This window comes from Streptomyces sp. NPDC043996 (assembly GCF_056435225.1).
Map to the genome: position 1 here is coordinate 217,089 of NZ_JBWKEY010000002.1, position 21,601 is coordinate 238,689.

Annotated in this window: 21 protein-coding genes; 14 read left to right on the forward strand and 7 right to left on the reverse strand. The window is 72.5% G+C overall.

The genetic code is table 11. The features are described from left to right. The first annotated feature begins 108 nt into the window (after positions 1–108). Positions 109–1,146: a metallophosphoesterase family protein gene (locus tag AC07A4_RS05550; RefSeq protein ID WP_478593361.1), complete on the forward strand. Its 1,038-nt coding sequence runs from the start codon at positions 109–111 to the stop codon at positions 1,144–1,146. Between the two features lie 33 nt (positions 1,147–1,179). Here AC07A4_RS05550 and AC07A4_RS05555 read toward each other — a convergent pair whose 3' ends face one another. Beyond that, positions 1,180–1,590, reverse strand: coding sequence for a Fur family transcriptional regulator (locus tag AC07A4_RS05555; protein ID WP_478593363.1), 411 nt, complete (start codon positions 1,588–1,590; stop codon positions 1,180–1,182). 469 nt (positions 1,591–2,059) lie between these two features. Here AC07A4_RS05555 and katG point away from each other — a divergent pair, with 469 nt between their 5' ends. Both katG and AC07A4_RS05565 read left to right on the forward strand, forming a co-directional pair. Next, entirely contained in the window at positions 2,060–4,276 is a 2,217-nt protein-coding gene (katG, locus tag AC07A4_RS05560; RefSeq protein WP_478593365.1) for a catalase/peroxidase HPI, read from the forward strand. Positions 4,277–4,549: 273 nt separating this feature from the next. Next, entirely contained in the window at positions 4,550–4,957 is a 408-nt protein-coding gene (locus AC07A4_RS05565) for a RidA family protein (protein WP_478593368.1), read from the forward strand. 17 nt (positions 4,958–4,974) lie between these two features. Here the strand turns inward: AC07A4_RS05565 and AC07A4_RS05570 are convergent, their stop codons facing one another. Then, entirely contained in the window at positions 4,975–5,433 is a 459-nt protein-coding gene (locus tag AC07A4_RS05570) for a hypothetical protein (RefSeq protein WP_478593371.1), read from the reverse strand. 259 nt (positions 5,434–5,692) lie between these two features. Between AC07A4_RS05570 and AC07A4_RS05575 the strand changes: the two genes are divergently transcribed. The 3 genes from AC07A4_RS05575 (at position 5,693) to sph (ending at position 10,320) form a co-directional block, all read left to right on the forward strand. Continuing rightward, positions 5,693–6,118 (forward strand): hypothetical protein, encoded by a 426-nt coding sequence (locus AC07A4_RS05575; RefSeq protein WP_478593374.1) that lies wholly within the window; start codon positions 5,693–5,695, stop codon positions 6,116–6,118. Between the two features lie 29 nt (positions 6,119–6,147). Then, the gene (locus AC07A4_RS05580; RefSeq protein ID WP_478593377.1) at positions 6,148–8,994 is read left to right on the forward strand and encodes an ATP-binding protein; all 2,847 of its coding nucleotides are present in this window, start codon (positions 6,148–6,150) and stop codon (positions 8,992–8,994) included. Positions 8,995–9,387: 393 nt separating this feature from the next. Further along, entirely contained in the window at positions 9,388–10,320 is a 933-nt protein-coding gene (gene sph, locus AC07A4_RS05585; RefSeq protein ID WP_478594352.1) for a sphingomyelin phosphodiesterase, read from the forward strand. A 60-nt stretch (positions 10,321–10,380) separates the two neighbouring features. Here sph and AC07A4_RS05590 read toward each other — a convergent pair whose 3' ends face one another. Continuing rightward, positions 10,381–10,647: a DUF4235 domain-containing protein gene (locus tag AC07A4_RS05590; protein ID WP_478593380.1), complete on the reverse strand. Its 267-nt coding sequence runs from the start codon at positions 10,645–10,647 to the stop codon at positions 10,381–10,383. A 336-nt stretch (positions 10,648–10,983) separates the two neighbouring features. Here AC07A4_RS05590 and AC07A4_RS05595 point away from each other — a divergent pair, with 336 nt between their 5' ends. The 5 genes from AC07A4_RS05595 to AC07A4_RS05615 all read left to right on the forward strand — a co-directional run bounded on the left by AC07A4_RS05595 (position 10,984) and on the right by AC07A4_RS05615 (position 15,592). Next, positions 10,984–11,442 (forward strand): hypothetical protein, encoded by a 459-nt coding sequence (locus AC07A4_RS05595; RefSeq protein WP_478593384.1) that lies wholly within the window; start codon positions 10,984–10,986, stop codon positions 11,440–11,442. 214 nt (positions 11,443–11,656) lie between these two features. Continuing rightward, on the forward strand, positions 11,657–12,574 hold the full coding sequence (locus tag AC07A4_RS05600) for a glutaminase (protein ID WP_478593386.1): 918 nt from the start codon (positions 11,657–11,659) through the stop codon (positions 12,572–12,574). A gap of 118 nt (positions 12,575–12,692) precedes the next feature. Then, the gene (locus AC07A4_RS05605; protein ID WP_478593388.1) at positions 12,693–13,559 is read left to right on the forward strand and encodes an AraC family transcriptional regulator; all 867 of its coding nucleotides are present in this window, start codon (positions 12,693–12,695) and stop codon (positions 13,557–13,559) included. A 172-nt stretch (positions 13,560–13,731) separates the two neighbouring features. Continuing rightward, complete coding sequence (locus AC07A4_RS05610) at positions 13,732–14,568, forward strand: carboxypeptidase-like regulatory domain-containing protein (protein WP_478593391.1); 837 nt, start codon at positions 13,732–13,734, stop codon at positions 14,566–14,568. 148 nt (positions 14,569–14,716) lie between these two features. Beyond that, positions 14,717–15,592, forward strand: a complete 876-nt coding sequence (locus tag AC07A4_RS05615) for a universal stress protein (RefSeq protein WP_478593393.1) — start codon at positions 14,717–14,719, stop codon at positions 15,590–15,592. Positions 15,593–15,610: 18 nt separating this feature from the next. On the opposite strand, the gene melA is transcribed toward AC07A4_RS05615, so the two are convergent. From melA to AC07A4_RS05635, 4 genes are all read right to left on the reverse strand, one after another. Further along, positions 15,611–16,933, reverse strand: coding sequence for an alpha-galactosidase (melA, locus tag AC07A4_RS05620; RefSeq protein WP_478593396.1), 1,323 nt, complete (start codon positions 16,931–16,933; stop codon positions 15,611–15,613). 62 nt (positions 16,934–16,995) lie between these two features. Next, the gene (locus AC07A4_RS05625; protein WP_478593399.1) at positions 16,996–17,886 is read right to left on the reverse strand and encodes a carbohydrate ABC transporter permease; all 891 of its coding nucleotides are present in this window, start codon (positions 17,884–17,886) and stop codon (positions 16,996–16,998) included. Further along, positions 17,883–18,836 carry a carbohydrate ABC transporter permease gene (locus tag AC07A4_RS05630; RefSeq protein WP_478593401.1) on the reverse strand — a complete coding sequence of 318 codons (954 nt, stop codon included), beginning with the start codon at positions 18,834–18,836 and terminating at the stop codon, positions 17,883–17,885. Before AC07A4_RS05630 ends, AC07A4_RS05625 begins: the two co-directional genes overlap by 4 nt. A gap of 9 nt (positions 18,837–18,845) precedes the next feature. Continuing rightward, complete coding sequence (locus AC07A4_RS05635; RefSeq protein ID WP_478593404.1) at positions 18,846–20,174, reverse strand: extracellular solute-binding protein; 1,329 nt, start codon at positions 20,172–20,174, stop codon at positions 18,846–18,848. 387 nt (positions 20,175–20,561) lie between these two features. Here AC07A4_RS05635 and AC07A4_RS05640 point away from each other — a divergent pair, with 387 nt between their 5' ends. The 3 genes from AC07A4_RS05640 to AC07A4_RS05650 all read left to right on the forward strand — a co-directional run bounded on the left by AC07A4_RS05640 (position 20,562) and on the right by AC07A4_RS05650 (position 21,597). Continuing rightward, complete coding sequence (locus AC07A4_RS05640; RefSeq protein ID WP_478593407.1) at positions 20,562–20,987, forward strand: hypothetical protein; 426 nt, start codon at positions 20,562–20,564, stop codon at positions 20,985–20,987. A 35-nt stretch (positions 20,988–21,022) separates the two neighbouring features. Continuing rightward, a complete protein-coding gene (locus tag AC07A4_RS05645; protein ID WP_478593410.1) occupies positions 21,023–21,169 on the forward strand; it encodes a hypothetical protein in 147 nt (48 codons plus the stop codon). A gap of 68 nt (positions 21,170–21,237) precedes the next feature. Beyond that, the gene (locus AC07A4_RS05650) at positions 21,238–21,597 is read left to right on the forward strand and encodes a hypothetical protein (RefSeq protein WP_478593413.1); all 360 of its coding nucleotides are present in this window, start codon (positions 21,238–21,240) and stop codon (positions 21,595–21,597) included. Positions 21,598–21,601: the final 4 nt, after the last annotated feature.

Here is a 21,601-nt window from a genome sequence, read left to right on the forward strand (position 1 = left end):
GCGCCATACACGTATCCGCCCGGTGCCGGTGCGCCTGAGGGCACCCGGCCCCATGAGGGTCACCGTCGCACACCGGACCACACCCACCTCACGGACAACGGAGCCACCATGGACCGCAGAACTCTCCTCGGCGCGAGCGGCGCCGCCCTGGCGACCGCCGCCGTCGCACCGCAGGCCCACGCCGCCGGGGCCGAGGCCGACGCCGCCCGGGCCGAGGGCCGGGCCCGGGGCCACGGCCGGGGCGTCGTACGGTTCAACGTCATCAGCGACATCCAGGGCGACCTGCGCGACTTCGGCCAGGCCCTGGACGACATGGCGGCGGTCAACCCGCGCAGCGCGGGCCTCGCCGTCGCGGGCGACATCACACCGCGCGGCTACGACTTCGAGTACGCGCAGGTCGCCGCCGAGATGCGCCGCCACTCCCCCGCGCGGAACGTGGCCTGGGCGATCGGGAACCACGAGTTCTACGTCCCGAAGTGGCGCGATCCCGACACGCTGGCCCAGGACACCTGGCCCAACGGCACCACCGAGGACTCCCTCTTCCGCAGCTTCTACCGCTTCGCCAAGCGGAGCACCGTCCAGGCCGAGACCTCGTTCGGCGGGATTCCGGTGCTCACCCTCGGCACCGAGCGGTACTCTCACTTCCACGACCCCAAGCTCTGGGACGAGGTCTGGCTCAGCGACGCGCAGTTCGCGTGGCTGGAGGAGCGGCTCTGGCACTGGTCGCGGCGGCGCAGGCCGGTCATGGTCGTGACCCACCACCCGCTGCCGAACACCGTCTCAGGCACCCGCAACAAGCTCTACGCGAGCGACTACCTCCAGGCCGACCGCCTCCTCGGCCTGCTCGGCCGCCACCCCGACGTCTTCCTCTTCTCCGGCCACACCCACTGGGACCTGGACCTCTCCGACTGGGTGGTGCGGCGCGTCGTCCCCGGCACCGGCAACCTCAGCGGCTTCACGGTGGTCAACACCGGAGCCGTGCAGACCGGCTACCGCGACGACGGCAAGGGCGGCGAGGTCGCCGTCGGCGGCGCCTTCAACCAGGGGCTCCAGGTCGAGGTGCGCCACGACGCCGTCGTCATCAAGGCCCGGGACTTCGCCCGCCGCGCCTGGCTGAAGGAGATCACGGTGCCGCTGGCCCGCTGAGGCACGGGTCCGCCCGTGCCGCACGGGCGGACCCTAGGCGCAGGACGGGCACACGCCCCGGTATGTCACCTCGGCCTCGGACACCGTGAACCCGAAGCGCTGCTCCTGCGGCAGGTCGGCCAGCGGGTTGCCGGTCGGGTGGACGTCGCGGATCGCGCCGCAGCGGGAGCAGATCAGGTGCTGGTGGGGGCGGTGGGCGTTCGGGTCGTAGCGCTTGGCGCGGCCGTCGGTGGAGACCTCCATGACCTCCCCGAGGGTCACCATCTCGCCCAGGGTGTTGTAGACCGTCGCACGGGAGATCTCGGGCAGCCGCTCGGCCGCGCGGGCGTGCACCTCGTCGGCGGTGAGGTGCACGTGGTCGCCGTCGAGGACCTCGGCGACGACACGCCGCTGGGACGTCACCCGCCAGCCCCGGCCTCGCAGTCGCTCCAGCAGGTCACTCATATCGGTTCACCTATTCCGGCTCGGTGTTGTACGCGGAGTTTACCGGTGGCTGTACGGGGTCCGATTCGATATCGATCAGGTGAGCTTCTTGACCTGGACTGTGTCCATCGTAGGATCGGTTCCCGACGAGGACCAAGGGAGCGGGAAGTCCGGTACGGCAGGAGACTGAGACATGACGGGACCACCGCGGGCGTGCCGCGCGGTGCGGGCCCCCGGATGACGGCCGCCCGCCTCGCACTCCCGGTCACCGCGCGCCCCCGGCCGGGCCGGCGCCGAGGCGGCCGCCCCCGCGACGCGCCCGCCGCGCCGAACCGACCCTCGGCCTCCCGCAGTTCGAGGGGTGCGGCGGGGACAATCACCACCACGCCCTGTCCCCCGCGCGCCGGGGGCGGCGCTCCGCCCGTCACACCAGCAGCAGTTCTCCGAGCACCACGATCCGCTGAGTCCGAGTTAGTCCGAGAGGATTCCCATGGCTGAGAACCCCGACGCAATCGTCACCGACCCCAAGACGGAGGAGACGGGCGGCTGCCCCGTCGCGCACGGGCGTGCCCCGCACCCCACCCAGGGCGGCGGCAACCGCCAGTGGTGGCCGGACCGGCTGAACCTGAAGATCCTCGCGAAGAACCCCGCCGTGGCGAACCCGATGGGCGAGGAGTTCGACTACGCCGAGGCGTTCAACTCCCTCGACCTGCCGGCCGTGAAACGTGACATCGCCGAGGTCCTGACCACGTCGCAGGACTGGTGGCCCGCCGACTTCGGCAACTACGGCCCGCTGATGATCCGCATGGCCTGGCACAGCGCGGGCACCTACCGCATCAGCGACGGCCGCGGCGGCGCCGGTGCCGGTCAGCAGCGCTTCGCGCCGCTCAACAGCTGGCCGGACAACGCGAGCCTCGACAAGGCGCGCCGACTGCTGTGGCCGGTCAAGAAGAAGTACGGCAAGAACATCTCCTGGGCCGACCTCATGGTCCTGACCGGCAACGTCGCCCTGGAGACGATGGGCTTCGAGACCTTCGGCTTCGCCGGTGGCCGCGAGGACGTGTGGGAGCCGGAGGAGGACGTCTACTGGGGTCCCGAGACCACCTGGCTCGACGACGAGCGCTACACCGGCGACCGCGAGCTGGAGAACCCGCTCGGCGCCGTCCAGATGGGCCTCATCTACGTCAACCCCGAGGGCCCCAACGGCAACCCGGACCCGATCGCCGCGGCCCGTGACATCCGCGAGACGTTCCGCCGCATGGCGATGAACGACGAGGAGACGGTCGCCCTCATCGCCGGTGGCCACACCTTCGGCAAGACCCACGGCGCGGGCCCCGCGGACCACGTCGCCAACGACCCCGAGGCCGCCCCCATGGAGCAGCTGGGCCTCGGCTGGAAGAGCTCGTACAACACGGGTGTCGGCAAGGACGCGATCACCAGCGGCCTGGAGGTCACCTGGACCACCACGCCCACCCAGTGGGGCAACGGGTTCTTCACGAACCTCTTCGGGTACGAGTACGAGCTCACGCAGAGCCCGGCGGGCGCCCACCAGTGGGTGGCGAAGGACGCCCCGGAGATCATCCCGGACGCCTTCGACTCCGCCAAGAAGCACCGCCCGACGATGCTCACCACGGACCTCTCGCTGCGCTTCGACCCCATCTACGAGCCGATCGCGCGCCGCTTCTACGAGAACCCCCAGGAATTCGCGGACGCGTTCGCCCGCGCCTGGTACAAGCTGACGCACCGCGACATGGGCCCGGTCGTCCGCTACCTCGGCCCGGAGGTCCCCTCCGAGGTGCTGCTGTGGCAGGACCCGCTGCCGGAGCGCACCGGCGAGGCGCTCGACGCCGCGGACGTCGCCGCGCTCAAGGAGCGGGTGCTGGCCTCGGGCCTCACGGTCTCCCAGCTCGTGTCCGCCGCCTGGGCCTCGGCGTCCTCCTTCCGCGGCAGCGACAAGCGCGGCGGCGCCAACGGCGCCCGCGTCCGCCTGGAGCCGCAGCGCAACTGGGAGGTCAACAACCCGGACGAGCTCGCGCAGGTGCTTCGGACGCTCGAGGGCGTCCAGGAGTCCTTCAACTCCGCGGGCGGCAAGCAGGTCTCGCTGGCCGACCTGATCGTGCTCGCGGGCGGCGCGGCCGTCGAGAAGGCGGCCAAGGACGCCGGTCACGACGTCCAGGTGCCGTTCACGCCGGGCCGCGTCGACGCCACGCAGGAGCAGACGGACGTCGAGTCGTTCGCCGCCCTGGAGCCCACCGCCGACGGCTTCCGCAACTACGTCGGCAAGGGCAACCGGCTGCCCGCCGAGTACCTGCTGCTCGACAAGGCGAACCTGCTCACCCTGAGCGCGCCCGAGCTGACGGTCCTCGTCGGCGGTCTGCGCGTCCTCGGCGCCAACCACGGCCAGTCCAAGCACGGTGTCCTCACCGACCGGCCGGGCACGCTGACGAACGACTTCTTCGTCAACCTGCTCGACCTGGACACGACGTGGAAGTCGACGTCCGAGGCGCAGGACGCGTTCGAGGCCCGCGACGCGAGCGGCGCGGTCAAGTGGACCGGCACCCGTGCCGACCTGGTCTTCGGCTCGAACTCCGAGCTGCGGGCGCTGGCCGAGGTGTACGCGAGCGACGACGCGAAGGACAAGTTCGTGCGCGACTTCGTCGCGGCGTGGGCCAAGGTGATGGACCTGGACCGGTTCGACGTCGCGTGACCGCGATGCCGTGACGTACCGCGAGGCGCTCCGCGGTGACTGAGACGCACTGAGGTGCCCTCCCGTCCGGGCCGACCGACCACCGTCGGTCGGCCCAGACGTCGTTCCGGAGGTCGTGCCCGGCGCCCTGATCTTCGCCGCACGCGCCCCGACCTGCGGAATGGAAGCGCCGCAAGGGGTGTTGGAGACGGGTGAGGGGCCCGATCGGGCTCCCGCTCCCGGTGTCGTCCCGCCCTGCGGCGCGGCGGCCCCACTCCTGGAAAGGCTCGCGGCATGACGCGCGACCAGCGCACGATCACCAACCCGGCCACGCTCCACGACCCGACGCCGTTCGGCTACAGCCACGCCGCCTCGGCGCCCGGGGAACTCGTCTTCATCGGGGGCCAGTACGCCTCGGACGCCGAAGGATCCCCGGTCCCCGGCGACTTCGCCGCACAGGTGGAACTCTCCTTCGACCGGCTGCGGTTGGCCCTGGAGGGCGTGGGCCTCGGCTTCGAACACGTCGTCCGGCTCGGCTCGTACATCGTCGACCACGACCACGACAAGCTGGTGGCCCTGGGCAAGGCGATCCACGCCCGCTTCGGGGACCGCCTTCCGGCCCAGACGCTGAGCGGTGTCGCCGCCCTCGCCCTGCCCGGGATGCTCTTCGAGGTCGACGCGGTCGCGGTGCGCCCCGCCTGAGGCCAGCTGACGTTACGTCAGATGCCCATCGAGGCCATCTCCATGGCGGTGCGGTAGTTCCGCGCCACGTTCACCACGCAGATCTTGTAGGTGCGGTTCTCCTTGACGACCAGGAAATAGTCGCGGAGCTGCTTCCAGTAGTTGCGCAGATAGCTCAGCCCCGGAAGGAACGCCGGGGGTCTGGGCACAAGGGCGAACGCCTCGGAGCAGCGCAGGATCTCGCCGGTCGCCTGGGAAAGGACGTCGGCGACGTCGGTGTTCATGTCCCAGCCCGCGGCCTGGTCGGGCCAGATGGCGGCGGCGATCTGCCGCAACTGCTCCTGCTCCTCCGGGGGCAGGGTGCCGGGCACGGCGCCCTGAGCCGTCGCGCCGGACTCCACGGCGTGGGCCGTGCCGATGGCCGCGGTGCCGAACAGACCTCCGACGACCAGGACCGCCACCGCCGGAATCAGGCGGGTGCGCTGCGTCTTCCTCATTCTTGCCCCCTTGTTCTCGTGAATTCTCGTGAGTTCTCGTGCCGTTGGGCCGTATGCGGCCGTAGGTGCCAGCCGACCTTCACACGGGGGTGCGGGCGGAGCAACGGCCCGATCCGGCGATGTCCGAGAACCGTCCTTTTCCCGCCGAACGGCACGGGAGCCGTTCGGGCCGTGTTCGATGCCTTTCGGCCTATGGCGTGCGGAGTTCGGCGGGGCGACCCTGGTCAGTCCACGACGTGACTGGCCCGGGGGGGCGGGGATGGACCCGATATCGATGGCGGTGGCGACGGCGCTGATAGGGGCGATGGCCACGGACGGGTGGGAGAAGGCCCGCGACGGCGTGGTGGACCTCTGGAAGCGGCTGCGCCCCGAGCGGGCCCGGACGGTCGGCCAGGAGCTGGAGGCGCTGCACAGCCAGGTCCTCGACGCCCGCCAGTCCGACGCCTCCGGGGTCGAACAGGCGCTGGAAGGGGTGTGGGGGCTCCAGTTGGACGCGCTGGTGCGCTCGTCCCCCGAGGCCGCCGCCGAACTGCGGCGCCTCCTCGACGAGCGCCTGGCGCCCCTGCTGCCCCCGGCCGAGCGCGCCCAGGCGTACTCGGTCGTCCAGCACGCCACCGTCCACGGCGGCACCAACGTCCAGGTCGGACGCGACTGGCACGGGCAGACGCCGCCCCCAAAAGCCTGACCTCCCCCGCCGGGCCGGCCACGGCGCGCGTGGACCAGGAGGTCACGCTGTACGGCGGGACGGCCGTCCTGGCGGGGGAGAACGTCAACGTGTCCACCACGCAAGCGCCGCCGCCACCGGCGCGTCCGGTGGTGACGCATGGACTGCGGCAGGACGTCGCGGAGTTCACCGGCCGCGGCACGGAGCTCCAGCGGTTGCTCGACGCCGCCGCGCCCGGCCGCGTGGTGGCCGTGCACACCGTCGACGGCATGCCGGGGGTGGGCAAGACCGCCCTGGTCACGCGCGCCGCGCACCTGCTCACCGAGCGGTACCCCGACGGTCAGTACTTCGTCGACCTGTACGCCCACACGCCGGGCCGGCCGCCCGCGCCGCCCGCCGAGGTCCTGGGCATGCTCCTGACCGGCCTGGGCATCGACCCGAGCAATGTGCCGCCCACCCTGGAGGGGCGCTCCGCCCTGTGGCGGGACCGGCTCAGCGGCAAGCGCGTGCTGCTGGTCCTGGACGACGCGCACGACCCCGCCCAGATCCACCCGCTCCTTCCGGGCTCCAGCGGCTGTCTGACGCTCATCACCAGCAGGGACCGGCTGCGGGCCCTGGACAACGCGGACCCGCTGGCCCTCCGGCCGCTGGAACCCGAGGAGGCCGTACGGCTGTTCCTGCGACTCGCCCGGCGCACGCCCGTCGCCGACGAGCGGGAGGCCGTCGCCGAGACGGTACGCCTGTGCGGGTACCTGCCGCTGGCGATCGTCCTGCTCGCCGGGCGGCTGCGCCACAAGGACGCCTGGTCCCTCGCGCGGTTCGCCGCCGACTTCGCCGCCGCCAAGGACCGCCTCGACGAACTCGCCGCGGGCGACCGCGCGGTCCGTGCCGCCTTCGCCCTGTCCTACCGCGATCTGACGCCCAGCCAGCGGCGCCTCTTCCGCCGCGTCAGCCTGCACCCCGGCACGGCCCTCGACGTCCACGCCGCGGCCGCCCTGGACGACACCTCCCTGACGGCCGCCCGCCACGACCTGGACGTCCTGTACACCGGCCACCTCCTGGACGAGCCCGTGCCGGGCCGCTACCAGCCCCACGACCTGCTCCGCCAGTTCGCCCACGCCCTGGCCGTCGACGAGGACCCGCCGCACGAGCGCGAGCGGGCCCTCGACCGGCTCTTGGACTACTACCTGTACGCCGCCGAGCGCGCCGACCGCCATCTGAACCGCATCCCCCGCCCGGCCACCCCGCCGTCCGCGCCGCCCGGCCTGGCCCTGCCCGCGCTGCCCGGCCGGGCCGAGGCCCTGGAGTGGCTGCGCGCCGAGCACCTCAACCTGCTGGCCTGTGTCCAGGCGGCGGGCGAGCGGGCGCCCCGCGTGGTCGCGCTGACCGCGGCCCTCGCGGCGTTCCTGCGCCACGACGGGCCCTGGCAGCAGGCTCCCCCGCTGCACGAGCGGGCCGCGGCGGCCGCCGAGCGCCTCGGCGACCGCTTGGGACAGGCCGCCGCTCTCAACGCCCTGGGGCTGGCCTGGGGGGTCATCGGAGACATCGCGGCGGCGCGGGAGGCACAGCAGCGCGCCCTGACCCTGTACGAGGACCTAGGTGACCGGCTCGGCCAGGCCAACGCCCTGTGCGACCTCGCCCCCACCCTGCTGCTCCACGGCGACTACGAGAAGGCGAAACGCGTCCAGCACCGCTCGCTCGCCCTCTATGAGGACCTCGGCAACGGCCTCGGGCGGGCCCACGCCCTCAGCGCGCTCGGCAACATGCTGGAGGCCGGAGGCGACTACGAGGAGGCCAGAAGCGTCGACCTGCGCGCCCTGGCCGCCTTCGAAGCCGTCGGCGACCGGCTCGGCCAGGCCAACGCCCTCAACTCGCTCGGCAACGTACGGGGCCTGACCGGTGACTATGAGGAAGCCGCCGCCTACCAGCGGCGCGCCCTCGCCCTGTACGAGGACCTCGGCAGCCGCCACGGACAGGCCAACACGCTCCACTCGCTCGGCAACGTGCTCCTCCTGACCGGGGACTACGACGAAGCCGCCGCGTCCCAGGAACGCGCCCTGGCCCTGTACGAGGACCTCGGCAGCCGCCAGGGACAGGCCAACACCCTCAACAACATGGGCCGCACCCGCCAGGCCGTCGGCGACTACGAGCGGGCGGGTGAGCTCCACCAGCGGGCCCTCGCCCTCTCCGAAGGCCTCGGCGACCGGCCGGGACAAGCCATGTCCCTCATGATCCTCGGCTACATCCGCTATCTGACCGGGGACTACGCGACGGCGGTCCGCCTCGAGCAGCGCTCCCTCACTCTGGCCCAGGAACTCGACAACCTCCCGGGGCAGGCCAACGCCCTGCTGCTCCTGGGCATCGTGCGGACCGCGACCCAGGAGTACGACGAGGCGGCCACGCTCCTGAAGCGGGCACTCGACCTGTACGAGCGCTTCGGGGACCGGCTCGGCCAGGCCAACGCCCTCAATAACTCGGGCCGCCTGGAGCACCTGACCCATGGATACGAGCGGGCGGCGGAACTGATCGGGCGCGCCCTGGACCTCTATGCGGAGATCGGCGACCGGGAGGGGCAGGTGGACGCCTGGAACAACAAGGGAGCCCTGTTCCTGGCGTCCGCGGGGCCCCGGGAGTCCCTCGCGGCCCACACCGAGGCCCTCGCCCTCGCCCGGGAGATCCACTTCCCGCTGGGCGAGGCCCGCGCGCTGGAGGGGATGTCCCGCTGTCGCGCCCTGCCCGCCGAACACGGCCTCGCCCTCGGCGAGTTACGGCAGGCCCTGGCCGTCTACCAGCGCATCGGCGTCGCCGAGGCCGCCCCCGCGGCCGCGCGCCTGCGCGTCTTGGAAGGCGGCGACGGCGACGGCGGGTCCGGCCGTCAGACAGGGGCCGCCGACTGAGGCGGCGCGGTCCGCGGGTTCCGAAAATTGGTGTGGACCAGTGGGGGTCCGTGGCGCCGGATTGGACCTAGCCTGGGGGAGCCGGTCGTCCGCCCCCCTTGGCGACCGGTGGGCTCCCGCGCCCGCCCCCGGCGCGGGGGCCGAAGGGACGTGAGCCGGGGATGGCGGGCGCGCGGTGGGACCGCGTGCGGCGCGCCGCGTGGCCGCGTCGCCCTACTCGTGAGTCACTTCGTCTCGCCCTCACCTACGCGTCAGCCTTTCGTAACCAACGGCGCTTTGGATGACGGCGGCGCCGGCGCGAACGACCGGCCCCGTCCCCACCCCCACAGGCCCACAGGGAGAGACCCCGTGCCCCACCCCACGCCGCGTACGTACCTGGGCGGTGTCGTCGCCATGACGCTCGCCACGACGGCGGCCATCACCGCGACGGCCCCGGCCGCGACGGCCGCGGAGACGCCCCGTCTGAAGGTGCTCACGTACAACGCCTTCCTCTTCAGCAAGACGCTGTACCCGAACTGGGGGCAGGACCACCGCGCCAAGGAGATCCCCACGGCCGGCTTCTTCCGGGGCAACGACGTCGTCGTCCTGCAGGAGGCGTTCGACAACTCGGCCTCCGCGGCTCTGCAGGGCAACGCGAAGGCCCAGTATCCGCACCAGACGCCGGTGATGGGCCGCAGCAAGTCCGGCTGGGACGCCACCGGTGGCGCCTACTCCGCGCTCACGCCCGAGGACGGCGGGGTGACGGTCCTCAGCAAGTGGCCGATCGTGCGCAAGGAGCAGTACGTCTACAAGGACGCCTGCGGCGCGGACTCCTACTCCAACAAGGGCTTCGTCTACGCCGTCCTCGACGTCAACGGCGCCCGGACGCACGTCGTCGGCACGCACGCCCAGTCCACGGACCCCGGCTGCGCGGCGGGCGAGGCGGCCGCCACGCGCGCCAAGCAGTTCAAGGAGCTGGACGCGTTCCTGGCCGCCAAGCGCATACCGGCGGGCGAACAGGTCCTGGTGGCGGGCGACTTCAACGTGGACTCGCACAGCTCCGAGTACGCCTCGATGCTCGACGACGCGGGCCTCGCCCCGGCGGACGCGCGCACGGGGCACCCGTACTCCTTCGACACGAGGGACAACTCGATCGCCGCCGAGCGCTACCCCGACGACCCCCGCGAGGACCTCGACTACGTCCTGCACCGCAAGGGCCACGCCCGGCCCGCGGACTGGAAGAACGACGTGGTCAAGGAGCAGAGCAGCCCGTGGACGGTGTCCAGTTGGGGCAAGGAGTACACGTACACCAACCTGTCGGACCACTACCCGGTGGTCGGCGGTTAACGAGCCCGCGGGGCGCACGCTCGCGAGCCCCTGCCGCCGGACGGCGGCGGGGGCTCGCTCTCAGCGCGGCCAGACGCCGGTGATGCGGCGCGTGGCCGCGGCGCCGCCGCGGTCGACCGCGGCCTTGACCCCGGCGAAGATCGCCCCCTGGAGCACGGCGGCGGTGAGCACCTCCGGCCAGGTGCGGTGTTCGTCGGTGGCCTCGGGGGCCTCCCCTTCGTGGCCGAGGGCCTGCCACGCCCGGTTGAACGCGGCGGTCGCGAGCATGCCGCCGACGACGCCGAGCGCGAAGCCCACCGGCTTGTAGGCGAGCTTCGTCTTGTTCATCGCCCCTGCCCGAGGTGCGGGTAAGGCCCATCAGGGGCGGGTGTTGACGGCTGTGCGGGTCGGGTCATGGGGAGCTCTCCTCTGGTCGCCGTGCGGGCCTGTGGATCTCTTCGCCTTGCTGGCATGCCGGTCTGCTACCCCACTGGCGCCCCGATCCATCACCCGCCCGCCCTCCGCATGCGTGCGACTGCCATCCATATGTTCCGGTCAAGAATGGTCTTCATACTGCCACCTCGAACGGAATGAACCCTTCCGATATCCGGCCGATGCCAGAGTCCGGGTGCGGCGCCCAACAGGGCGCCCGTGGATGAACTGCCTGACACGAGGAGTTCTTTCGTGGGGAAGAAAGTCTGCACGCTTCTCTCATCTGTCGCACTCGTCTCCGTCACCCTGATCGGCCAGGCCAGCGCGGCCCCCGCCGAGCACACCGGCGCCACCTCGGCCGCGGCGAAGCCGGGGGCCGCGTCCGACCAGGTGCGCCACGCCCCCTTCACCCTCAGCCACAACGAGTCCGTGAGCTCCAACACGGCCAGACTCGTGATGCAGTCCGACGGCAACCTCGTCATCTACGACGAGTTCAACAGGGCCCGGTGGGCCTCGCGCACCGTGGGCCAGGGCTGGACCACCCGCTTCCAGGAAGACGGCAACCTCGTCGTCTACACCCGCAACGGGCGCGCGGTCTGGGCCTCGAACACCGCCGGTCACCCCGGCTCCCGCCTCGTCGTCCAGGACGACGGCAACGTCGTGATCTACGACGGCAGCCGCGCCGTGTGGGCGTCCGGCACCAACCACTGACGCCCGGCGCCACGGCGCGGCGACGTCACTGACGCACCGCACGAGGGCACACCGCACGACGGCACACCGCACGAAGGGCCGGGCCCGCGAGGGCCCGGCCCCCTTGGTCACGCGGGCCGGGGCACCCGGGCGGAAGGGCCTGTCGCCTGGGGTTCTGTCGTAAAGTACTGCGGTCGTCCACCCGCAATACCGCACGAATCCGGAGCAAGTCCACGTGGCCCCGTCCCTCCAGCCGGTCCTGGACCGCATCGCCGACGAGATCCAGGCCCTGCCAGGGCGGGGCCGTCCCGCCGACTACATCCCGGCCCTGGCCTCGGCCGACCCCCGGCGCTTCGGGATGGCCGTCGCCGAGCTCGACGGCACGGTGTACGGCGTCGGGGACTGGCAGCGGCCCTTCTCCACCCAGTCGATCACCAAGGTCTTCACGCTCGCCCTCGACCTCTCCCTGGAGGGCGAGCTCTTGTGGGAGCACGTGGGGCGCGAGCCGTCCGGCAACCCGTTCAACTCGCTGGTGCAGCTGGAGTACGAGCACGGGATTCCCCGCAATCCCTTCATCAACGCCGGTGCCCTCGTCGTCACCGACCGCCTCCACACCCTGACCGGGGACGCGGCCGGAACGCTGCTGGCCTTCCTGCGCGCCGAGTCCGGCAACGCCGCCCTCGACTTCGACGTGAACGTCGCCGACTCCGAGACCGCGCACGGCGACCGCAACGCCGCCCTCGGCCACTTCATGGCGTCGTACGGCAACATCGCCAACCCCGTGCCCGACCTGCTCCACCAGTACTTCCGCCAGTGCTCCGTCGAGGCCTCCTGCGGTGACCTCGCCCTTGCCGCGGGGTTCCTCGCCCGCCACGGCATAAGGGCCGACGGCTCCAGCCTGCTCACCCGCAGCCAGGCCAAGCAGGTCAACGCGGTCATGCTGACCTGCGGCACCTATGACGCCGCCGGCGACTTCGCCCACCGCGTGGGGCTGCCCGGCAAGAGCGGCGTCGGCGGCGGCATCATCGCCGTCGTCCCCGGCCGCTGCACCCTGTGCGTGTGGAGCCCCGGGCTCGACCAGCGCGGCAACTCGGTGGCGGGCGTCGCCGCCCTGGACCGCTTCACCACGCTGACGGGGCTCTCGGTGTTCTGAGTCGCGACGCTCTGCCGCGGCGGCCGCGCCCACCCGACCCGATCGGGCACCGATGGTCGGGTCCCGCGGGTGGCCCGCTCCCTAGCGTGGTGAGCGCAACGAAGGAAGGGAACCGGGCGTGCTGGAACGGCTCAACCAGACCATGGAGCACATCGAGCGCCACCTCGATCAGCCGGTCGACGTGGCGGAGCTCGCGCGCCGCGCGGCGACGTCGGAGTACCACCTGCGCCGGATGTTCTCGGCGCTCGCGGGCATGCCGCTGTCGGAGTACGTCCGGCGCAGGCGGCTGACCGTTGCGGGGGCCGAGGTGCTCGGCGGGAGCCCGTCGCTCCTGGAGATCGCGGTGCGCTACGGCTACGGCTCGGGCGAGGCGTTCGCCCGCGCGTTCCGCGCCATGCACGGCGTCGGCCCGGGCGAGGCCCGGCGCACCGGCGCGGCGCTCGTCTCCCAGCCCCGGCTCTCCTTCCGCCTCACCGTCGAAGGGAACAGCAGCATGCGCTATCGCGTAGTGGACAAGCCCGCCTTCACCGTCGCCGGCCTCAAGGCACGGGTGCCCCTGGTGCACTCCGGCCCCAACCAGGCGATCATCGACTTCGTCCGCGGCATCGCGCCGGGGACCCTGGAAGGCCTGGCCGCACTGTCCGACCAGGAGCCGCGCGGCACCGTCGCGGTCTGCGACGACCTGGACCCGAGCCGCGCCGAAGGCACCGGACTCGACTACTACCAGGGGGTCGTCACCTCGGCGGCCGCGCCCGATGGCATGGCATCGCTGCCGGTGGCGGCGGGCACCTGGGCGGTGTTCACCACCTCAGGACCGGCGCCCCAGGCCATTCAGGAGCTGTGGCGGGACGTGTTCACCGAGTGGTTCCCGTCCAACCCGTACCGCTCGCGCCCCGGCCCCGAGATCCTGCGCACCCGGCTGTCGCCGGACTCGACCGAGGCCGACGCCGAGCTGTGGCTCCCGGTGGAGCGAGAGCAGGGCTGAGCCACCACTAGGGCGGGCGGCGGGCGACCGGGGGGTGGCCCGCCGCCGAACGCGCCGTGTACGGCCCGTGCATTCCTCGCGCGCCCTACAACCAGGAGCGGTGCCCCGCGTGTCGAACCCGGCGTCGGCCGGAAGCCCCGGCACGACCGATTCCGCGACCAACGGAGTTCATGTGCACACGCGTTCACGCTCAACAGGTGCGAGACTGGCCGCGACCGCCGCCCTCTCGCTGGCCACCCTCGCGGCGGGCATCCCGTCCGCCCACGGCTCGGACGCCTCAGCCGCGCCGAGCGCGCAGCCGGACCCGGCGTACGTGGTGTCGCTGTCCAGCAGCCGCGCCGCCACCGACTTCGACCACCGCAAGGTCACCCTCTCCGGCACGGTCACCCGCGCCGACGGCACGCCCGTCGCGGGCGCCCGGGTACGGCTCAGCAAGTCCGTCCTCTTCAACACCTGGAACCCTTGGGGCGACCCCATCGACCCGACCGAACGGGAGACGCTCTCGCTCGGCGCGCCCCGCACGGACGCGGACGGGCGCTTCCGCCTCTCCGGAGTCCGGGCGGACCGCTGGCTCGACCAGCCGAGCCTCCATCTGTTCCCCCGCCACAAGGTGGCGTTCGAGGCCTCGTACGACCCGGGCTCCCCCGACGACAACGAGATCTACTTCGCCTCCACCACCGTCAACGTCAAGCCCGTCACCAGCACCCTCAGCTACCAGGTCAACAAGACCCGGGTGCGCGCCGGGGACCGGCTCGTCGTCACCGGCAAGGTCAAGTGGCCCGCCGGGCGGGGCCCCGTCAAGGGCACCCGCGTGCTGCTGCGGACGTACTACGAGTCCGCCTACGACGCGAAGACGACGGCCGACGCGCGGGGCAACTTCACCGTCCGCGCCAAGATCCGCGGCTACGACCGGACCTTCGTGCTGTTCTCCGCGCCCAAGGACTACTACGTCGCGGGCGCGAGCAAGAACCTGCCGGTCAAGAACGTCACCCCGCGACCGGCCGGGTGACGCCCTGGCGCATATGACGCAGATCATGGAGATCTGCGTGAACGGGACGGATTGCCGATCCTGGAAGGGAGCAGGAGTAAGGAAGAACGAGAACTGACGCACGACCGGGGCGGCCGGGAGGCCGCGCCGAGGAACGGACGGAGGTCCCATGACCCGCGCCATCACTGTCGGAGTGGACGGATCCGCGGAGAGCCTGGCCGCGGCCGACTGGGCGGCGCGCGAGGCCGTGCTGCGCGACGCGCCGCTGCGCGTCGTGCACGCCTGGCCCCGCGACACCGCCGACGTGCCCGTCACCCAGGACCGGGACGAGCGGGCCGCGGCCGTCGACGGCGTCCTGCGCGAGGCCGTGACCCGCGTGACCGGGAGGCACCCGGGCCTCGCGGTGAGCTCCGAGGTCGTGGCGGACACGGCCGTCGCCGCGCTCCTCAAGGAAGCCGAGCGGTCCGAGGCCCTGGTGCTCGGCACCCGCGGGCACGGGGCGCTCGTGGGGTTCCTGCTCGGCTCGTACGGACAGCAGGTGATCGCCGCCGCCACGGGTCCCGTGGTGTCGGTGCGGGCCGGTACGGGCACGGGGAGCGAGGACACCCCGGGCGAGGTGGTCGTCGGGCAGCACGGGGAGCCGGAGGACGCCGACGACCCCGTGCTGCGGTTCGCCTTCGAAGCGGCCGCGGCCCGGGGTGCGGCGGTGCGCGCGGTGCGGGCCTGGACCCTGCCGCCGCTGTACGCGTACAGCCCCGGCTCGCTGCACCTCGCGGACGAGGCGGGCGGCCTGGAGCCGTACGAGAAGAAGGCGCTGGCCCGGGCCCTGGCCCCGTGGCGCGAGCGGTTCCCCGGCGTGCCGGTGGTCGAGCACGTCGAGATCGGCAGCGCGGGCCAGGTGCTCCTCTCGGCGCTCGCCGACGCGCGGCTCCTCGTGGTGGGCTGCACCGCGCGCCGCTCCCCCATCGGCACCCGCATCGGCTCCGTCGCCCACGCCGCGCTGCACCACGCGGGCTGCCCCGTGGCGGTCGTCCCGCACGCCTGAGCCGGGGCGAGCGCGGGATCAGCGGCCGGCCGACCCGGCGAGCAGTGCGCGCAAGGACGGCTGGAGCAGGTCCGCGTGGGCGCGCACCATGTCGTCGCACAGCCGCCAGATCCGCTCCACGGTCAAGGCGGCGGCGGTCGCCGGGTCGGTCATGGCCGCGTGCCGGATGTGCCGCGGCTCGTCGTCGATGGCGGCCCGCACGACCAGCTCGGTCACGCTGAGGTACGTGCGGTTGAGGGCGGCGAGCTGCGGGGGCAGGGCCCCCGCGCGGGTGGCCTGGACGCCGGTCGCGTCGACCAGGCAGGGCACCTCGACCACGCCGTGCGCCGGGAGGTTGTCGATCAAGCCGTGGTTGGGGACGTTGCCGTAGACGGTGCGCGGGGTGCCGGTGACCATGCTGTGGATGATCTGCGGCGCGTACTCCATGGTGGACTCGACGGCGAGCGGCGCGCCCTCGGCCAGCGCGGCGCGGGTCCGGTGGTAGGTGGCGACGTTGTCGTCGACCATGGCGAGGTAGGCGCCGACCGGCAGCCGCAGCCGCTCGACCTCGCTGTCGTGGCGCAGGTACCAGGGGACGTACTCGCAGGAGTGCTCGCTGGTCTCGCTCGGGTAGTAGCCGAGCCGCCGGTACATGTCGACGCGGGCCCGGCGCCGCAGCTGCCCGTCCCGCGCGATCAGTTCGTCGAGGCGGCGGTAGAGGTCCGTGCCGCGGTGCTCGAACCGCAGCACCCAGGCCTGGTGGTTGACGCCCGCCGCCCGGTAGGTGATCTCGTCGTAGGGGACGTCGACAAGGTCGGCGAGGTCCCGCATGGTCCAGTACACCGAGTGGCACAGGCCGACGACGCGGGTCAGTCCCGTGGCCCGGGTGACGTACTGGACGTTCATGGCCATCGGGTTGGTGTAGGTGAGCAGCCAGGCGTCGGGGCACAGCGCGGTGATGTCCTCGCCGAGCCGCTTGAGGAAGGGGAACGTGCGCAGGGCGCGGAAGATGCCGCCGACGCCGAGGGTGTCGCCGATGGTCTGGCGGAGGCCGTGCCGGGCGGGGACGTCGAAGTCGGTGCGGGTGGCCGCACGCATGCCGATGTCGACGGTGTTGATGACGAAGTCGGCGCCGCTCAGGCAGGCGCGGCGGTCGGCGTGGGCGGTGACGCGGGCGTCCGCGCGGCGGTCCCCGGCGATGCGGTGGGCCGCGGCCTCGGCGGTGGCGAGCCGCTCGGGGTCGATGTCGTGCAGGGCGACCCGGGCGCCCTTCAGCTCGGGGAAGGCGAAGAGGTCGGCGAGCAGGCCCTGGGTGAACTCGACGCTGCCTGCGCCGATGAAGGCGATCTTGGGGCGGGTCATGGGCGGGTGTCTCCGGTTCTCGGTCGTGGCGGTCGGCGCGCTTCGGGCCGGTCCTGTGGTGGTCAGCCCTTGAGGCCGATGGAGGTGATCGAGCGGACGAAGGCCTTCTGCGCGCAGAGGAACGCGCACAGCACCGGCAGGACGGTGAGCGCGTTGCCCGCCATCACCGCGGACCACCGGGTCTGGTGCTGGCCCTGGAACGTGGTCAGGCCCAGCGGGAGCGTGTACTGGTCGTCGTGGTGGAGCGCGATCAGCGGCCAGGTCAGGTCGTTCCACGTGGTCAGGAACGTCAGCGCAGCCACGGTGGCGAGCGCGGGCCGGGCCAGGGGCAGCACGATCGACCAGAGCACCCGCGCCCGGGCGCAGCCGTCGATCCAGGCGGCCTCCTCCAGCTCCCTCGGCAGGGACAGGAAGAACTGCCGCAGCAGGAACACCGCGAACGGCGTGACCAGCGACGGCACGATCAGCGCGCCGAGGGTGTCGATGAGCCCGAGCTCCTTCAGGACCAGGAAGGTGGGGATCATCGTCAGCTGGAACGGGACCGCCGTCGTCGCGAGCATCAGCACGAGCAGCGGCCGGGAACCGGCGAACCGCATCCGGGCGAAGGCGTAGCCGCCGAGGGCGCCGAAGACGAGGTTCGAGGCGACCGCGACGGCGGACACGACGGCCGAGTTGAGCAGCCACCGCGGGAACAGGGCGGTGCCGAGGACGTAGCGGTACCCGCCGAGGTCGAGCCCGGAGGGCCACAGCGCGGGCGGGAAGCGGTTGAACTCGGCGTCGCTCATCACGGAGCTGAGCAGCAGCCACACCAGGGGCAGCGCGAACAGCGCGGCCAGCGGTGCGAGCAGCAGGTGCCAGGCGCTGAAGGGCAGGCGCGGGCGGCGCCGCCGGGCGGTGGGCCGCGCGGCCGGTCCCGATGCCGGCCGGGGGCGGCCTGGGGCGGGCGCGGTCATGGGGTGGCCGCCTTGGTACGGGGGCCGCGCGCACGGCCGCGGACGGCGCGCACCGCCACGGCCGTCGCGAGCAGCGCCACGGCCAGGACGTAGGCGGCGGCCGCCCCGTACCCGGCGGTGAACTCCTTGAAGGCCTGCTCCCAGACGAAGTAGACGATCACGGTGGTGGAGCCCAGGGGGCCGCCCTTGGTGGTGACGTAGACGAGGTCGAAGACCTGGAGGGACTGGAGGGTCTGCCACAGCAGCAGGAACGCGCTGATCGGCGTGAGGGCGGGCAGCGTCACGTGCCGCAGCACGCGCGGCGGCCCGGCCCCGTCAAGGGCCGCGGCTTCGACGAGCTCGCGCGGGACGTCCTGGAGGGCGGCCAGGTAGATGACGGTGCACAGGCCCGTGCCGCTCCACAGGCTGATGGCGACGAGGACGAACAGCGCCTGCGCGGGGTCGGTGAGGAAGCCCTGCCGGGAGACGCCGAGGTGGTGCAGGACGGAGTTGGCCGCGCCGAACTCCGGGTCGAGGATGAAGGAGAACAGCACGCCTTGTGCCGTGGCGGAGAGGACGAACGGCACGAGGAACAGGGTGCGGTACAGGCCGACGCAGCGGATGCGCCGGTTGAGGCAGAGGGCCAGGGCGAGGCCGACGACGACGCTCAGCGGTACGTACAGGGCCGTGAAGACGACGGTGTTGCGCACGGCCTCGTGGAAGTTCGGGTCCTGGCGCAGGGCGCGGTAGTTGTCGAGGCCCACCCAACGGCTGGGCGTGACCAGGTCGTTGGCCTGGAAGGACAGCAGCAGCGACCAGACGACGGGGACGACGCCGAGGCCGATGATGACGATCACGGCGGGGGCGACGAACGCCCAGGCGGTGGCGGTGTCCCGGCGGCGCCGACGGCGCGGGGCGCGGGCGGCCGGGCGGTCCGGGGGCGGGGTCAGCGGGGTCGGGAGTCGGGGCATGTCAGGTCCTCACCGCGGGATGCGCAGGGCGGCGTTGGACTCCTCGGCGCAGGCGCGCACCGCGTCGGCGGGCCCGGCGCGGCCGAGGAGCACGGAGACGACGGCCTTCCCCAGGGCGCGGGAGACGCGGGGGTAGGCGGGGTGCACGGGGCGTACGCGGGCGGAGGCGACCGCTTCGGTGAACACCGCGAGGCCCGGGGTGCGGGTGGTGTGCTCGCGCCAGGCGGGGTGTTCCTGGCCGCGGCGGCTCAGGGGCAGGCTGCCCGCCCGTATGTCCCAGCGGCTGTCCTGGGCGGGCTGGATCAGCCAGCTGGCGAAGGTCCGGGCGGCCTCCGTGCGGGCCCCGCCGTTGTCGAAGAGCACCCAGGTGTCGGGGCCTGAGATCGTCAGGGGCGCGCGGCTGAAGGTGGGCAGCGGGACGACGTGGTAGTCGAGTCCGGCCCGGGCGATGTCCGGCAGCTGCCACGGGCCGGTCAGGAGCATGCCCATCCGGCCGGAGAGGAAGACCCGGCCCATCTGGTCGCTGCCCGGCTTGGGGTCGACGTAGACGCTCCGTTCGCGCGCCAGGTCCCTGACGACCTCCAGGGCGCGGGCGCCCGCCCGCGCGAAGCCGATGCTCCGGCCGTCGTCGGCGATCACGTCGCCGCCCAGGTCCCAGATGAGGGGCCACAGCCGCCAGACGGTGTCCTCGTCGCCGGTGCCGGGCCAGCCGGTGCCGAAGCGCCCGGTGCCCGCGTCGGTGAGGCGGCGCGCGGTGCCGGTGAAGTCGCGCCAGGTCCAGCCCGCCTCGGGCAGGTCGAGACCGGCGGCGGCGAAAAGGCGCTTGTTGCAGACCACGGCCAGGCAGTCCAGGAGCGCGGGCAGGGCGCGGACCCGGCCGCCCACGGTGACGGCGTCCCGCGCGGCCCGCCAGTAGTCGCGCCAGGGCGTGGGGCCCTCGCGGACATGTGCGGTCAGGTCCACGACCTTCGGGCTGCGGGCCACGCTGGCCAGGTCGGAGCCGAAGACGTAGGCGATGTCGGGGTAGGCACCAGCGGCGAGGGCCGCGGTGACCTTCTGGAGCATCGCGTCCGCGACGACGCCGCCGCCCAGGTCCACGCGGATGCCCCGGTGGCCGCGCTGGAAGTCGGCGGCCAGGTCCTTCACGACCCGCGCGGCGATGTCGGTCTGGCCGTGCCACAGCTGGATCGTGACGCGCCCGTCGGGCCCGACCCCGTCCCCGGCTCCCGCCGCGCAGCCCGGGAGACCGCCGACGGCCGCCGCGAGGGCCCCGGCGCCACCGGCTCGCAGCAGGCCGCGCCGCGGCGGTGCGCCGGGCGCGCCGCGTACTGACGTCATCGCTGCCTCCCTGGGGCCGGGCGCCGCTCGTCAAGTCGGTGGGACCGTACGAGGGGAAGCCCGGGGAGAGAAGGGGGCTCGGGGCGCCTCGAGCCGGGTTCCGGCCACGCCGCGCCGGGCACCGGGCGCCCGGGACGAAAGATCTTTCGTGACGATCCGTCAGCTCTCGGTCACTCCCGTCACTCCCATTCGGCTCCGGGGCGAGGCCCGCCGCCTCATCCGCACCACACGGATCAGGGGGCCACGCGCGCCTCACCCGCCACCCCGTGATTCGTACAATAAATCGCATGGAATCGCTGAGGAAAAGGCGATACTGGAAAAGGCTTTCGGCCGCTACACTCGCTCGCCTGGATATCTGGCATGGGGGATTTCGGGGGGCGGTCACGCATGGTCGACGAGTCGCGTTCGCATGATTCAAAATCCCGGCGCGGGCGCCATCGCCGCCCGTGGGAGCGGGAGGTTCCACCGGAAGCGGCGGACGCCATCCTGGAGATAATCCAGGTGCTCGGCGGCATCGCCATCAAAAGGGCACAGGTACCACGGCCATTGCGCCTGGACCGGCTTACCTTCGACGACGTCGTCCGTTATTTCGTGGAACAGCGCCCGGATGTTCCCCAGGTGCATCACGGCGCGCTGCTCGCCCGCCAGGGGATGCCCGCGGGCAGCTACTGCTTCCAGCTCTTCGTCGATCGCGACAACCGTCCCTGCCTGACCCCCTCCGGGTCGCCGTACGGCAGGTTCATGGTGGTGAAGGAGCTGGACACCGAGCTGCTCGCCATGTTCGGGGGGCGGGAGCTCATCATCTTCGAGTAGCCCGTCGCCGCAGGCGCCGACGGTGGAGGAAAACCATGGCGAAATGGGCGGGCCTTGCCGCCGGACTGGCCGTCGCGGTGCCCTTGCTGGTGGCCGTCGCGCGCACCCGGCGCAGGCGGAACCGCGAGGACGTACGGATCGACAGCGCGGAACTGAATCGATGGTTCCGGCGTCGCGGATGAACAGCGCGACAACGCGTCAAGCAATCAACAGCGAAAGACAAACGAACAGTATCGGGGGAAGAACGACAATGGATCCACTCTCCCTCATCGCCGCGATCGCCTTCTTCGGGTATGTCGCGGTGGTGATCGTGTCCATCACCGTGGAAGTCATCACGGAATGGTTCCGGGCGCGCGGCAGGATCAAGGCCGAGCACTCCGACGTGATCGCCTTCTCGCTCGCCGAGCGCATCGCCAACCGGGACTACGTGAAGGTGGGCGGGGTCTTCGACAAGACCCCGACGACCGCGTCCACACGCATCGTCCAGGGCTTCTACGACGAGCGCGCCGGCCGGGTGATCCAGGCCCGCGCGCTGGCCAGCGCCCGCCAGCCCGGCGCCGACGTGGTCCGCAACCACACGGCGGGCCGCGGCCTCGTCGTCTACACCTGAGGGG

Bases quoted from the DNA above. Each gene is read 5' to 3' on its own strand.
- AC07A4_RS05550 (WP_478593361.1), top strand. From the start codon at position 109: ATGGACCGCAGAACTCTCCTCGGCGCGAGCGGCGCCGCCCTGGCGACC.
- AC07A4_RS05555 (WP_478593363.1), bottom strand. From the start codon at position 1,590: ATGAGTGACCTGCTGGAGCGACTGCGAGGCCGGGGCTGGCGGGTGACG.
- katG (WP_478593365.1), top strand. From the start codon at position 2,060: ATGGCTGAGAACCCCGACGCAATCGTCACCGACCCCAAGACGGAGGAG.
- AC07A4_RS05565 (WP_478593368.1), top strand. From the start codon at position 4,550: ATGACGCGCGACCAGCGCACGATCACCAACCCGGCCACGCTCCACGAC.
- AC07A4_RS05570 (WP_478593371.1), bottom strand. From the start codon at position 5,433: ATGAGGAAGACGCAGCGCACCCGCCTGATTCCGGCGGTGGCGGTCCTG.
- AC07A4_RS05575 (WP_478593374.1), top strand. From the start codon at position 5,693: ATGGACCCGATATCGATGGCGGTGGCGACGGCGCTGATAGGGGCGATG.
- sph (WP_478594352.1), top strand. From the start codon at position 9,388: ATGACGCTCGCCACGACGGCGGCCATCACCGCGACGGCCCCGGCCGCG.
- AC07A4_RS05590 (WP_478593380.1), bottom strand. From the start codon at position 10,647: ATGAACAAGACGAAGCTCGCCTACAAGCCGGTGGGCTTCGCGCTCGGC.
- AC07A4_RS05615 (WP_478593393.1), top strand. From the start codon at position 14,717: ATGACCCGCGCCATCACTGTCGGAGTGGACGGATCCGCGGAGAGCCTG.
- melA (WP_478593396.1), bottom strand. From the start codon at position 16,933: ATGACCCGCCCCAAGATCGCCTTCATCGGCGCAGGCAGCGTCGAGTTC.
- AC07A4_RS05625 (WP_478593399.1), bottom strand. From the start codon at position 17,886: ATGACCGCGCCCGCCCCAGGCCGCCCCCGGCCGGCATCGGGACCGGCC.
- AC07A4_RS05630 (WP_478593401.1), bottom strand. From the start codon at position 18,836: ATGCCCCGACTCCCGACCCCGCTGACCCCGCCCCCGGACCGCCCGGCC.
- AC07A4_RS05635 (WP_478593404.1), bottom strand. From the start codon at position 20,174: ATGACGTCAGTACGCGGCGCGCCCGGCGCACCGCCGCGGCGCGGCCTG.
- AC07A4_RS05640 (WP_478593407.1), top strand. From the start codon at position 20,562: ATGGTCGACGAGTCGCGTTCGCATGATTCAAAATCCCGGCGCGGGCGC.
- AC07A4_RS05645 (WP_478593410.1), top strand. From the start codon at position 21,023: ATGGCGAAATGGGCGGGCCTTGCCGCCGGACTGGCCGTCGCGGTGCCC.
- AC07A4_RS05650 (WP_478593413.1), top strand. From the start codon at position 21,238: ATGGATCCACTCTCCCTCATCGCCGCGATCGCCTTCTTCGGGTATGTC.